Origin of the sequence: Sphingopyxis sp. (assembly GCF_035565275.1) — a bacterium.
Lineage (GTDB): Bacteria > Pseudomonadota > Alphaproteobacteria > Sphingomonadales > Sphingomonadaceae > Sphingopyxis.
This window is the reverse complement of sequence record NZ_DATMST010000187.1, coordinates 14,637-26,813: the sequence shown is the minus strand read 5'-3', so window position 1 is coordinate 26,813 and position 12,177 is coordinate 14,637. Positions and strand designations below refer to the sequence as shown.

Below are 12,177 nucleotides of genomic sequence, written 5' to 3'. Positions count from 1 at the left end.
CAGATGTCGGGCTATTGTAACGCGGGCTTGGGAGAGTGACCGTTGATATGATTGGTCTTCTCGGAAATCTGATGCGCGGGATCGGGATGAGTCGGCACTTCTTCTGAAGGTTGCACGGGGGTTTTTCTGGCTCGATCCTTCTTCTCGCCGGCAGCTATCGTCTCTCGCATATAATGCTTCCGTGCGGTTCACTGGCAGCGATCAGGCCGCAACCGATCCTTCCGCAACACTGTAGCCAAGGAAATTGGGCGCGAGGCCGCGACCTTCGCGGAAGCGGTTGATGCGCTTCGCATAGTGGCGCGCGAGGTCGAAATTGGCGGCGGCTAGGCCAGTCTGGCGTGCGCGGCCGGCTCCCATCAACGCAATCTGATGGTGGTAGAAAAGCTGGTTCATATCCATGGCTTTGTCCTTAATCGGTCCGGGAATGGATGGCCCTGCTCAGGCGAGGCATTGGGCTCGAAGAGCCTCGGCAATCCGGTCCTTTTCGGCGCGTGCTGCCTCGGATTTCTGTTGCCTGCTCGCCATGGCATGCCAGGCGGCGGCCGAACGAAGGTTGCGGTCCCGCACCTCCATCAGATCGGACGCGGCGGCATCGGCTTCGCAGCGTTCGGCCTGCTCACGATAATGTTCGCTCGTTGCTGTTGCGGCCATGCTGCTATCCTTTCGATCAATCGATCATGTGGGCGATGAGGCGTCTGAGTTCGCGCCGCGAGAGCGTCGGGGAGGGCAGCGCTCGTTGGCTGGGCTGCATCGGCTTTCCCGCTAGCGGAAGGGCGGAAAGGCTTGGAAAAATACTGCTATTCTGAAACATATTGGTCTTCTTGGATTAGATGTCAGCGCCGCTTGCTCGCGGCGCCCGGACTGCCCGGACCACGATCGCGATAGACGATGCGGCCCTTGGTCAGATCATAGGGTGTCATTTCGACGCGCACGGCATCGCCGACGACGGACCGGATGCGGAAACGCCGCATCCGGCCGGCAGTGTAGGCAATGAGCCGATGGCCATTTTCGAGTTCGACGCGGAATCGCCCGTCGGGCAGAATCTCGTCGATCATGCCCTCAAAGGTGAGGACCTCTTCCTTGGCCATCTACAGCGTCAGGCCGCTTCGAGATTGACGGCCGAAACCTTGCCATCGCGACCGGTCTCGAGCTCGTAACTTACGCGCTGATCTTTATTGAGAGTCGCCATGCCGGCGCGCTCGACCGCGGAGATATGGACGAAGCTGTCGCCCGAACCATCCGCGTTTGCGATGAAGCCATAGCCCTTATCGGAATTGAAGAATTTGACGTTGCCGATCGGCATGATTGTTTCCTTTCACGAAAACAGTGTATCCGCCGGCAAAAGCACCGACAGAGCTGGAAGCGTGAGAAGGGAAGAAATAGACCCGGTAAGGGGCGTCAAAATTCCGTCGCAGGCGACGTTAGCCAGACGCGTATGGATCGAGATTATATAAAAGTCAAGAAATTCCGTGATTTTATACGTCACTGACGAGTTTTGGGCCGGAAAGCGCTTGCAAATCTATTTGCCGGTTTATTGAAATTTCAGGACGAAATCGGCAGTGTTATCGAAGATCCTTCTCGCCCTTTTTATTGCATAGGTTCGTTCAGGTCCGGCGGGCGATAGAAGCGATGGCGCATCACTTCGTCGCCGATCACAGGGACGCGAAGCCTGAGGCCCATTATCCGGGTCCGGAAGCTGCCAGTCCGCTTTCGGCCACTTCGACTGTGGACTTCAGCCGATCGACGCAAAGTTTTTACGAAGTGATGATGTTCTCAACGACCGCCCGGAATCTTGAGGCTGGGCAGTTCTCCAGCCGGTAACAGATATCTGAGGCCAAGGGTGAAGCCTCGCGGGGCTACGCTGACATGGCTCTCGTTGTTCAACACCTCCGTTTGCATATGGAGCGACGGATAATTACGCGAGGTCAGTGCCTGCGCCATGCTCTTGGTATCCGTCACCATGTTACCTGACTTGGCGAAGCGCGCGTCGCCTGGCCGCATCTCTTCATACTCGCCGATATACATGTAGACACGCGCTGGCAGATCGTCATGTTTGGCCGCATAGGCGCGCTCCTGACCGGCCATATGGTGGCGATCAAACCAGAATGAGGGACTGCCCAGAATATAGCCATCGAACAGGCGGGGCTCGCTCAGCAGGATTTGCATACCCAGCAGCGAACCATAGGAATGGCCCAGAAAGATACGCCGCTTTTCGTCTGTCCGATAACGCTGCGCGACGAACGGGAGGACCTGATCGCGTACATAGGCTTGATAGGCTTTCGATCCGCCGTGCACCGTCCCCGAGGGCGTTCCGGCGGGGCCATTTGTGGTCGGGGTATAATCGCGGCGGCGGCTTTCCATTCCGCCTTCGCCCTTTGCGTAGGACAGTCCGACAAGAATATATTCTTCGACGGTCGGGCCCTCGACATTGAGGCGCCGGCCGATCTGTTTGAGCAGAGGAAAAGCGTAATCGGCATCCGTCACATAAAGCACGGGATATCGCCGCTGCGGCTGCGCATAATAGGACGGCGGCAAAGCCGCGAAAACTTGATAGCCCCGCCCCGAGACGGGATCGGGAACATCCCACACCTCGCTATCGGCCACCTCATATGGCAGTCCAGCCCCGCGCTGAACCGCGACGCCTGGGTTTGCTTCGCCTTGGGCCTGTCCCGTTGCAGTGTCGGTGCACGACGCGAAAAGGCAGGCGCTGAAAGCGATCGAAAGAATGGATCTGAACAAAGTGCCCCCGCTTTGATTCTGCGCGTCTCCCTGATCCCTTTTACGGAAATCAGGGCGATATATCTAATGATCTAGAGTACTTAGCAGTGGAAGATGGGTGTGTCTTCTTCGCGCCAGCGCCGAAATCATGCGCCCTGTCGCAATATCTCTATGCTTCGACTGGCGCCTGGCGAGCGACGATGCGCGCAGTTGACGCTCGAGGGGCAGGGCGGCCACCTTGTTACAGAGAGGCGGCAACAACCAATACGCAATCATGGCTTTGGTGATGCGTTTCTGAGCCAAAAGAATCCAATGGCTGCTTTCGCCTCGTGTCAGTCGTCGAGGCATGGTCGCCCTCCGACCAAAAGCTGACGTTCCGATCCTGGTACAACAGGGGGGCGGCTTTTTGCGATGAGCCCCACGTCATACCCGGCCAAATTCACTTGTCGCGGCGCGCAGCCAGGCTGTCGGGGGGCACCCGCGCCGCGTCTTCGCTTCGATCGCGATAGATGGCGGCGCGGGCCAGCAGCATCAGCGTGACCGGCGTCGTGAGCGTGACGAATATCCCGATCAGGATTTCGTGAACGACGGGGCGCGACTGGAGTATGGTAAAACAGACCATCGATGCCGCGAGGATCAACAGCGCGCCCACCGTGGAGCCAAGCGTGGGGGCATGAACGCGTTCGTAGAACGTCTTCAGACGCAGCAGGCCCAATGTCCCGATCAGCGTGATGCCCGCGCCGCCCAGCAGCAGCAGGCCGACGATGAGCGCTGCCCAGACCGGAAGGTTCGGTGCCTGGATCATTCGATCACCTCGCCGCGCATCAGGAACTTGCTGAGCGCGACCGTACCCGCGAAGCCGAGCAGCCCGATAGCGAGCGCCGCTTCGAAGTAGAGCGTTCGCCCGGTCTGGACGCCATAGGTGACGAGAAGCAGCATCGCGCCGAGATAGAGCGCGTCGAGACCCAGTATCCGATCCTGCGCGCGCGGGCCGCGGAGCATGCGATAGGTGGCGCACAGCATCGAGAGTCCGAGCAGGATCTGTGCGGCCGTGATGACGAGGGCCAGAAACAGCGTACTCATTCAAAAATCTCCATGAGCAAACGCTCGTACCGATCCTTGATCAACTGGATCCATTGCTCCTCGTCGACGAGATCGAGGACGTGAATGAGGATGACGTGCCGGCTTGCGTCATGCTGGACCCATAAAGTGCCCGGCGTCGCGGTGATGATGATCGCCAGCGCCGCGAGCGCATGGGGGTTTCGCAGGTCAACGGGCAGGTGAAGAAAGCCCGATTTGCGTTCGCCGCGCGGAAACAGCACGATCCTTGCCACGGCGATGTTCGACCGGACGATATCGGCCGAAACCAGGGCGACGAGCCGGAGCACTGCAAGGCCTGGCCTGAATCCCGTGTCCTCGGGTTTGAGTGCCAGCATCGCACGCGAGACCAGCGCCGCGACCAGCCCGCCGAGCAGGACATGGCCCGGGGAGAAGCCGGTCAGCAGGATCCACATCACGAACAGGCAAAGGGTAAGGAACGGAAAAGGCAGGAGGCGTCTCATGGGCGGGCACCCGCGGCCGCTGTCACGCTCTCGCCCGCGACGGGAACCGCGGGGCCGGCGGCTTCGATATAGCCGCCCGGGTCGTGAAGCGCGGCGGCCGTCGCCTGCATGAAATCCATGACCGGCCCGGCGGCAAGCATCAGCGCGAGACAGACGGCAAGGAGAAGCCCGATCGGCGTGACTTCGATCAGACTGAGGCGCGAGGGCGAATCCTCGCCCGGCGTCCAGAGCAGGTCGATGCCGGCGCGCGTCATCGATATCATCGTTGCGAGCCCCGACAGGATGATGAGCGCGATCATGACCCAGTGCGACGGCGCGATAACGACATGGCTGAACAGCGCGTCGATCAGGGCGAACTTCGCAATGAACCCCGACAATGGCGGCAGCCCGGCAAGCAGCAGCGCGCAGAAGATGAAGCCGCCACCCAGGATCGCGATCGTTCCGGGGATCACCACCCCGATCTCGGTATCCTTTTCCTCGATCGCCCCGACATATTCGTCGTCGAACACCGGTTCTGCGATACCCTCGATCATGTCGTCTTCGTCGGCGTGGCGCTCGGCGGGTTCGATGATGAGGTAGAAAGCGCTGACCGCCAGCGTCGAACTCACGAGGTAGAAGAGAAGGGCCGCGGTCAGCGCTTCGCCCCCGATACCGATCGAGGCGAGCAGGATACCCGATGACACCAGCACATAATGACCTGCGATCCGGGTCAGCTGGCGCGCCGCCATGATGCCCAGAATGCCGAACCCCATCGTTGCGAGGCCTGCGAAGAGCAGGGCGTCGTTGGCGAATCCTGCCGCTCCGCCCGAATCCTTTCCGAACAGCAGAAAGGACAGCCTGAGGATAATATAGATGCCGACTTTCGTCATGATCGCGAACACCGCCGCGACGGGGGGCGAGGCGGCGGCATAGGTTCGCGGCAGCCAGAAGCTCAGCGGCCAGATGCCGGCCTTGACGAGAAAGGCAACGCCAAGAATCGCCGCTCCCGATTCCACAAGGGCAAGGTCCTCGCTGTCTACCGCGCTCACCCGCGTCGCGAGATCGGCCATGTTGAGCGTGCCCGTTACCGAATAGATGAGGGCCACGCCGGCGAGGAACAGCAGCGATGCCGCGATATTGATCGCGATATAGTGGAGGCTGGCGCTGGTACGTTCGGTCCCCGAACCATGCAGGATGAGGCCGTAGGATGCGGCGAGCAGAACCTCGAAAAATACGAAAAGGTTGAAGATGTCGCCGGTCAGGAACGCGCCGTTGATGCCCATCAGGAGAAGCAGAAAGAGCGCGTGGAAGCGCGGTCCCGAGCGGTCCCAGCGGGCGGTTGCGTAAAAGAGCGACGTAAAGCCGAGGATGCTGGTCAAAAGCAGCATCATCGTGGACAGGCGGTCGGCGACGAGCATGATCGCGAAGGGCGACGGCCAGTCGCCGAGCCGGTAGGCGACGGGGCCGCCCTCGCGGGCAAACCACAGGAGGATGGCCGCGACGACGATCAGCAGCGCCGCGGTGCCAAGGCTGAGCGCCCGTTTTGTCGCACGGCGCCGTTCATTCAGAGAGAGCATCAGCGCGCTGGCCACCAGCGGCAGCAGGATCGGCAGGATGATCAGGTGCTGGAGCCATCCCGTCATGGCTCGCCGTCCTCGCCATCGACATGGTCGGTCCCGGTCAGGCCGCGCGAGGCCATGAGCACCACGACCAGAAGCGCGGTCGTCGCGAACGAGATCACGATGGCGGTCAGAACCAGCGCCTGCGGGAGCGGGTCGGCATACAGCGCCGGATCGGCGGGCCCCTTGCCGACGACGGGGGGCGCATCGGTGCGAAGGCGCCCGGCGGCGATGATGAAGAGGTTGATCGCGTAGGATAGCAGCGACAGCCCCAGGATCACCTGAAATGTGCGCGGCCGGAACAACAGCCAAAGTCCCGATGCGGTCAGGACGCCGATCGCGAGCGAAAGGACGACTTCCATCAGGCGTTCCTTTCCGGCGCAGGCGCTTGCGGCTCTTCGCCCGCCTTCTTCTTGAGCGGCGACCGGATCGACTGGTGCGCAAGCGCGATCAGGATCAGGACGGTGGTCCCGACGACGACGGCGAACACCCCGATATCGAACAGCAGCGCGCTGGCGATCGGCACATTGCCGATCAGCGGGACCGGCAAATAGCTGAAATAACTCGTGAGGAAGGGATAGCCCGCGATCCATGCCGCGAGCCCTGTTCCCACCGCGAGCAGAAGGCCGATGCTGATCCACCGCAGCGGCCGGATGTCGAGGCGCGCCTCGACCCAGCGCGTCCCGCCTGCCATGTAGAGCAGCAGGATGGCGATCGAGGCCGTCACGCCGCCCGCGAAACCGCCGCCCGGCAGATCGTGCCCGCGCATCAGGAGATATATGGCGAAGGTCAGGATGACCGGGAACAGCCATTGCATGATGATCCGCGGCACGAAGAGATAATGGGCCAGCGTATCGCCGTGCGAGCGTTCCTCCTCCGCTTGGTCGAAATCGTTCTGGCGCTGTTGCTGATGCGGGAGTTCGATGCTTTCGGGCGCGGGGCGGAAGCGGCGGAGAAGCGTGAAGACGGTCAGCGCGACGATAGCCAGAACCGTAATCTCGCCGAGCGTGTCGAAGCCGCGGAAATCGACGAGGATCACATTGACGACGTTCGCGCCGCCGCCTTTTGCATAGGCGTTTTCCACAAAATACCGCGATATGCTGTCGACGGCCGGGCGGGTCATCATCGCATAGGAGAGCGCCGCCATTCCCGTACCCCCGGCAATCGCCAGCAGGAGGTCGCGACTGCGGCGTATCCGCACCATCAGCGGGGTTCGCGCTTCGGGCCAGATGTCGGGCTTCCGCAGCGGGAGCCAGCGCAGCCCCAGCAGCAGAAGGACGAGCGTGACGATCTCGACGAGCAACTGCGTGAGGCCCAGATCGGGGGCCGAGAGCCAGACGAAGCTGATGCATGTTGCCAGACCCGCGCCGCCGATCAGCGACAGGGCGACGAGGCGATGGAATTTGGCGAGCCACGCCGCCCCGACCGCGCAGAGTCCGCCGATGACCCAGAGCAGGGCAAAAACCGGATCGATCAGCGTGATCGGCCCGGGCCCCGGGCGGTAGCCCAGGAACAGGAAGGGCAGCGCGCCGAGAAGAATCGCGGCCCCGACGAGAAGGCGTAACTGGACCTGCAGTTTCTGCGTTCCCGATACCCGGTGCAACGCGCGCGATGCATCGACGATCGCGGCGAGCACCGCCTCGAACGTGCGCCGCGCCTTGAGGCGGCCGATCACCGGCGAACGCTCTACCGTATTGAGGCGCGCGCCGAAACGCGCATAAGCTAGTGCTCCGCCGACGAGGGCGGCAACGCTCATGAGCAGCGGCAGGTTGAAGCCGTGCCAGATCGCAAGACTATAGGCGGGCGTTCGCTCGCCCAGCACCGCCTCGACGGCGATTGCGAGCAGGGGGCCAATGGTGAGCGCGGGCAGGATGCCGACGAGCAGGCACGCGAGCACCAGTATTTCGATCGGCAGCCGTATCCAGTGGGGCGCCTCTCGCGGCGAATGCGGAAGGTCGACGGGGGGCGGCCCGAAGAAGGTCTTGTGGATGAAGCGGATCGAGTAAAAGACGCTGAAGCCGCTGGCGAGCGTTGCAAGATAGGGCAGGACAAGATCGATGATCGTGCCGCTATGCGCCTCGAGTGCCTCGGCGAGGAACATTTCCTTCGACAGAAATCCGTTGAGGAGCGGAACTCCTGCCATGGCCGCGGCTGCCACCATGGCGAGCGTCGCTGTGATCGGCATGAACTTCGCAAGGCCGCTTAGCCGTCTGAGGTCTCGCGTGCCGGTTTCATGATCGATGATGCCGGCCGCCATGAAGAGCGACGCCTTGAAGGTCGCATGGTTCACGGTGTGGAAAATCGCCGCGACCGCGGCCAGCGGACTGCCGAGGCCGAGAAGCAGCGTGATCAGGCCGAGGTGGCTGATCGTCGAATAGGCGAGCAGGCCCTTGAGGTCCTGCTGGAAGATGGCCGACCAGGCACCGACGAGCAGCGTTGCGAGACCGGCGGTCGTCACGATCAGATACCAGCTCTCGGTCCCCGACAGCGCGGGCCACAGGAGGATGAGCAGGAAAATGCCTGCCTTCACCATCGTGGCCGAATGAAGATAGGCCGAGACGGGGGTCGGCGCCGCCATGGCGTGCGGGAGCCAGAAGTGGAACGGGAACTGCGCGCTCTTCGTGAAAGCGCCGAGAAGGATCAGGATCAATGCGGGGAGATAGGCCTCGTGCGCACGAATGACGGCTCCGGCAGCCAGCACGGCGTCGATATCGTAGCTTCCGGTTATCCTGCCGAGCAGCAGGAAGCCGATGAGCATGCATACGCCGCCGAAGCCGGTGACGATCAGGGCCATTCGCGCGCCGTCGCGCGCGCCCTGATTGTGATGCCAATAGCCGATGAGCAGAAAGGAGAAGAGGCTCGTCAGTTCCCAGAAGAAGGCGAGCTGGATCAGATTGCCCGAAAGAACGATGCCAAGCATCGCGCCCATGAAGGCCTGGAGAAATGCGAAGAAGCGCGGAACGGGATCCTCGGGGGACATGTAATAACGCGCATAGAGGATCACGAGCGAACCGATCGCCAGGACCATGAGCGCGAAGAGCCAGGTAAATCCGTCGAGCCGCAGCGTGAACTGAAGACCGAGCGACGGTAGCCAGGAGGCTTCATGGCGGAGCACGCCGCCCGCGGCTACGGCCGGATAAAGCGCCGCGATCAGGACGAGTCCGGTCAGCGCGATCGAACCCGCCAGCGCCGAGGCCCAGTTGCGGCCCGCCTGGGGCAAGGCCGCTGCAATGAAGCTGCCGAGAAAGGGAAGGCTCAGCACGGCCAACAGATATTGCGGGTCGTGCATCGGTGGGAAAGGGCTCCTGCTGACGGTAAGGCGTACCGCCTGTCTTAGAGACGCTCGTCGCTCGGGGGCAAGGGTGCGGGTAACATTTATCTCGGTTCCGGTGCACGCGTCCGACCCGCACCACCGATCCGGAAGCGATTTGCGCGTGGGCAGACAAGGCGGCGATGATGGTGCCAGCCATCATCGCGCGGCCGCGCGACCACGTTCGTCGGTGAATCCCTTTTGCCGCTGGCCTGAATCCGGAACTGCAGCAGCAGCTATGGAACGGGCGACGCCGAGGCGATGATGGCGGCCCGATGATGCAACGATATTTTCGCGATATCAGGCCGTAACGTGGATGATATCGGCCTTGCCTCCCGGTCAGGCCGCACGCTGCGAGGATGGTTCGACAAATTTCCATTTTTCTTTGTAATAACAATTGTTTGGATAGAAAAAACGCGCGCTTGCGTTGAATAACATGGCCCGTTACTACCCGCCCGACGGCATCGGCCGGGGGCGAATCCCTCCCGGACGCGCCAGACAGCTTCTTGCGGCCGATCGGGCCGGGGCCTTCACACGGGAGACAGGGGCCGGATGTACAATCTGCTGGCCGGCCTGTCGGTGATCGAAGCTTCTTCCTTCGTCGCGTCTCCGACCGCGGGGCTTTATTGCGCCCAAATGGGCGCCGAAGTGATCCGCGTCGACCAGACCGGCGGCGGTCCCGATTTTCGCCGCTGGCCAGTGACCGAGGCGAATGATTCGCTCTATTGGGAAAATCTCAACCGGGCGAAAAAATCGGTCGCGCTCGACCTCGGCCGTCCCGAAGGGCGCGAATTGCTGCAAGGGCTGGTGCGCGCAACGGGGCAGTTCGTCACCAATTTTCCGGTCGGCGGCTTTTTGTCGCACGAAACGCTCGCCGACGGCCGGCCCGACCTGATCACCGTGCGTGTGATGGGCTGGGCCGACGGCTCACCCGCACTCGACTATACCGTCAACAACAGCGTCGGTTATCCGATGCTGACCGGCGCGGGGCCCGAACCCGTCAACCATGTGCTTCCTGCGTGGGATTTGCTGACCGGAGCTTATGCTGCCTTTGCGCTGCTCGCGGCGATCCAGCGGCGCAGCGTAACCGGCGAAGGCGGCGAGATACGCCTGCCGCTCTCGGACGTTGCGATCGGGACCGTCGCCAATCTCGGCGGCGTTGCCGAAATGCTCTATACCGGCGCGAACCGGCCGCGGCTCGGCAACGCCGTTTACGGCCTGTTCGGCCGCGATTTCGTGACGCGCGACGGCCGGCGTACGATGATCGTCGTCGTTACCCCGCGCCAATGGGCCAATCTGGTTGCAGCGCTGGGTCTCGGCGAGGCAATCGCTGCGGTCGAAGCGGCGCGCGGGGTGTCCTTCGCGACCGATGACGGGCTGCGCTTCGACCACCGCGACGCGCTCTATCCGCTGTTCGAGGCGGCAATATCAGGCCGCGATCACGCCGATCTGGCGGCGGCGTTCGACGCCGGCGGCATCGTCCATTCGCCTTATCGCACGATGCACGACGCGGTGCAGGATCCGGCGCTCGTCGCCGACAATCCGGTCTTCGGCGCGGCCGACAATCCCAGCGGCTTCGCTTATCCCGCCGCGGGCGCCTTTGCCACCCTGCCGCAGCAGGAGCGTCAGCCACCGCGCTCCGCTCCGCGCAATGGCGAGCATAGCGAGGAAATCCTGAGCGAACGCCTTTCGCTCTCATCGGGCGAGATCGCCCGGCTGATCGACGCCGGTATCGTCGGTGTCGGCCGAACCCAAGGAGAATGACTGATATGACCCTGCGCCGCGCCGCCATCGTCGCCCCGATCCGCACCGCCGTCGGCAAGTTCGGCGGCGCCCTGTCCTCGATGACCGCGGGCGAACTGGGCGCGGTGATCCTGAAGGCGCTGGTCGAGCGCACGAAAATCGACCCCTCGCGTGTCGACGACGTCGTCTTTTCGCAAGGTTATGGCAATGGCGAGGCGCCGAGCATCGGTCACTGGTCGTGGCTCGCCGCGGGCCTGCCGCTCGAGGTGCCGGGATACCAGCTCGACCGCCGCTGCGGGTCGGGGCTGCAGGCGGTGATCAACGCCGCGATGATGGTCCAGACCGGCATGTCCGACGTCGTCGTCGCGGGCGGGGTCGAATCGATGTCGAACGTCGAACATTACAGCACCGATATCCGCAAGGGCGTCCGCGCGGGCAACCTCACGCTCCACGACCGGCTGACGCGCGGGCGGCTGATGTCGCAGCCGGTCGAGCGTTTCGGCGTCATCACCGGTATGATCGAGACCGCCGAAAATCTGGCGAAGGATTATGACGTCAGCCGCGAGGCGTGCGACGCCTATGCGGTGCGCAGCCACCAGCGCGCCGCCGCCGCTTGGGCGAACGGACTGTTTGACGACGAGCTGGTGCCGGTATCGGTCCCGCAGAAGAAGGGCGACCCGGTGATCTTCGCGCATGACGAGGGCTATCGCGCCGACGCGAGCATGGAAACGCTCGGCAAGCTCAGGCCGCTTGAAGGCGGTGTGGTCACCGCGGGCAATGCGAGCCAGCAGAATGACGCCGCCGCGGCATGCCTCGTCGTCGCCGAGGACAAGCTCGACGAACTCGGACTCGAACCGATCGCCTGGTACCACAGCTCGGCGGCGGCGGGCTGCGACCCGAGCCGGATGGGCATCGGTCCCGTTCCCGCGGTCGAACGGCTGTTCGCGCGTAACGGTCTTGGCTGGGGCGACATCGACCTTGTCGAATTGAACGAGGCGTTCGCGCCGCAGGTGCTCGCGGTGCTCAAGGGCTGGGGCTGGGCGGAGGACGACAGCCGGCACGAAATCCTCAACGTCAATGGCTCGGGCATCTCGCTTGGCCACCCGATCGGTGCGACCGGCGGGCGCATCCTCGCGAACCTGACGCGCGAGCTGGTGCGCCGCGACGGGCGTTACGGGCTCGAGACGATGTGCATCGGCGGCGGGCAGGGTATTGCCGCGATCTTCGAGCGCGCCGGCTGAGCGTG

General features: G+C 63.1%; 13 protein-coding genes. 2 read left to right on the top strand and 11 right to left on the bottom strand.

What is annotated here, in order from left to right; all coding sequences use genetic code 11:
- Positions 1-201 precede the first annotated feature (201 nt).
- The 11 genes from VN047_RS13250 to VN047_RS13200 all read right to left on the bottom strand — a co-directional run bounded on the left by VN047_RS13250 (position 202) and on the right by VN047_RS13200 (position 9,167).
- Positions 202-399, bottom strand: coding sequence for a hypothetical protein (locus VN047_RS13250; RefSeq protein WP_325543410.1), 198 nt, complete (start codon positions 397-399; stop codon positions 202-204).
- 39 nt (positions 400-438) lie between these two features.
- Entirely contained in the window at positions 439-651 is a 213-nt protein-coding gene (locus tag VN047_RS13245; protein ID WP_325543408.1) for a hypothetical protein, read from the bottom strand.
- Between the two features lie 182 nt (positions 652-833).
- Positions 834-1,088, bottom strand: coding sequence for a translation initiation factor IF-1 (gene infA / locus VN047_RS13240; protein WP_192648894.1), 255 nt, complete (start codon positions 1,086-1,088; stop codon positions 834-836).
- Between the two features lie 8 nt (positions 1,089-1,096).
- A complete protein-coding gene (locus VN047_RS13235) occupies positions 1,097-1,303 on the bottom strand; it encodes a cold-shock protein (RefSeq protein ID WP_079640318.1) in 207 nt (68 codons plus the stop codon).
- 470 nt (positions 1,304-1,773) lie between these two features.
- Positions 1,774-2,589, bottom strand: coding sequence for an alpha/beta hydrolase (locus tag VN047_RS13230; protein WP_325543436.1), 816 nt, complete (start codon positions 2,587-2,589; stop codon positions 1,774-1,776).
- Positions 2,590-3,157: 568 nt separating this feature from the next.
- A complete protein-coding gene (mnhG, locus tag VN047_RS13225) occupies positions 3,158-3,523 on the bottom strand; it encodes a monovalent cation/H(+) antiporter subunit G (RefSeq protein ID WP_325543406.1) in 366 nt (121 codons plus the stop codon).
- Positions 3,520-3,801 (bottom strand): K+/H+ antiporter subunit F, encoded by a 282-nt coding sequence (locus tag VN047_RS13220; RefSeq protein ID WP_325543404.1) that lies wholly within the window; start codon positions 3,799-3,801, stop codon positions 3,520-3,522. Before VN047_RS13220 ends, mnhG begins: the two co-directional genes overlap by 4 nt.
- On the bottom strand, positions 3,798-4,280 hold the full coding sequence (locus VN047_RS13215; RefSeq protein WP_325543402.1) for a Na+/H+ antiporter subunit E: 483 nt from the start codon (positions 4,278-4,280) through the stop codon (positions 3,798-3,800). The genes VN047_RS13220 and VN047_RS13215 overlap by 4 nt, the downstream gene beginning before the upstream one ends.
- Positions 4,277-5,902, bottom strand: coding sequence for a monovalent cation/H+ antiporter subunit D (locus VN047_RS13210; RefSeq protein ID WP_325543400.1), 1,626 nt, complete (start codon positions 5,900-5,902; stop codon positions 4,277-4,279). The genes VN047_RS13215 and VN047_RS13210 overlap by 4 nt, the downstream gene beginning before the upstream one ends.
- Positions 5,899-6,240: a Na+/H+ antiporter subunit C gene (locus VN047_RS13205; RefSeq protein ID WP_325543398.1), complete on the bottom strand. Its 342-nt coding sequence runs from the start codon at positions 6,238-6,240 to the stop codon at positions 5,899-5,901. The genes VN047_RS13210 and VN047_RS13205 overlap by 4 nt, the downstream gene beginning before the upstream one ends.
- Positions 6,240-9,167, bottom strand: a complete 2,928-nt coding sequence (locus VN047_RS13200; RefSeq protein ID WP_325543396.1) for a monovalent cation/H+ antiporter subunit A — start codon at positions 9,165-9,167, stop codon at positions 6,240-6,242. The genes VN047_RS13205 and VN047_RS13200 overlap by 1 nt, the downstream gene beginning before the upstream one ends.
- Before the next feature lie 573 nt (positions 9,168-9,740).
- On the opposite strand from VN047_RS13200, the gene VN047_RS13195 reads away from it, so the two are divergent.
- Together VN047_RS13195 and VN047_RS13190 are read left to right on the top strand one after the other, a co-directional pair.
- Complete coding sequence (locus tag VN047_RS13195; protein WP_325543394.1) at positions 9,741-10,952, top strand: CoA transferase; 1,212 nt, start codon at positions 9,741-9,743, stop codon at positions 10,950-10,952.
- 5 nt (positions 10,953-10,957) lie between these two features.
- Positions 10,958-12,172 (top strand): acetyl-CoA C-acetyltransferase, encoded by a 1,215-nt coding sequence (locus tag VN047_RS13190; RefSeq protein WP_325543435.1) that lies wholly within the window; start codon positions 10,958-10,960, stop codon positions 12,170-12,172.
- Positions 12,173-12,177: the final 5 nt, after the last annotated feature.

Bases quoted from the DNA above. Each gene is read 5' to 3' on its own strand.
- VN047_RS13250 (WP_325543410.1), bottom strand. From the start codon at position 399: ATGGATATGAACCAGCTTTTCTACCACCATCAGATTGCGTTGATGGGA.
- VN047_RS13245 (WP_325543408.1), bottom strand. From the start codon at position 651: ATGGCCGCAACAGCAACGAGCGAACATTATCGTGAGCAGGCCGAACGC.
- infA (WP_192648894.1), bottom strand. From the start codon at position 1,088: ATGGCCAAGGAAGAGGTCCTCACCTTTGAGGGCATGATCGACGAGATT.
- VN047_RS13235 (WP_079640318.1), bottom strand. From the start codon at position 1,303: ATGCCGATCGGCAACGTCAAATTCTTCAATTCCGATAAGGGCTATGGC.
- mnhG (WP_325543406.1), bottom strand. From the start codon at position 3,523: ATGATCCAGGCACCGAACCTTCCGGTCTGGGCAGCGCTCATCGTCGGC.
- VN047_RS13220 (WP_325543404.1), bottom strand. From the start codon at position 3,801: ATGAGTACGCTGTTTCTGGCCCTCGTCATCACGGCCGCACAGATCCTG.
- VN047_RS13215 (WP_325543402.1), bottom strand. From the start codon at position 4,280: ATGAGACGCCTCCTGCCTTTTCCGTTCCTTACCCTTTGCCTGTTCGTG.
- VN047_RS13210 (WP_325543400.1), bottom strand. From the start codon at position 5,902: ATGACGGGATGGCTCCAGCACCTGATCATCCTGCCGATCCTGCTGCCG.
- VN047_RS13205 (WP_325543398.1), bottom strand. From the start codon at position 6,240: ATGGAAGTCGTCCTTTCGCTCGCGATCGGCGTCCTGACCGCATCGGGA.
- VN047_RS13200 (WP_325543396.1), bottom strand. From the start codon at position 9,167: ATGCACGACCCGCAATATCTGTTGGCCGTGCTGAGCCTTCCCTTTCTC.
- VN047_RS13195 (WP_325543394.1), top strand. From the start codon at position 9,741: ATGTACAATCTGCTGGCCGGCCTGTCGGTGATCGAAGCTTCTTCCTTC.
- VN047_RS13190 (WP_325543435.1), top strand. From the start codon at position 10,958: ATGACCCTGCGCCGCGCCGCCATCGTCGCCCCGATCCGCACCGCCGTC.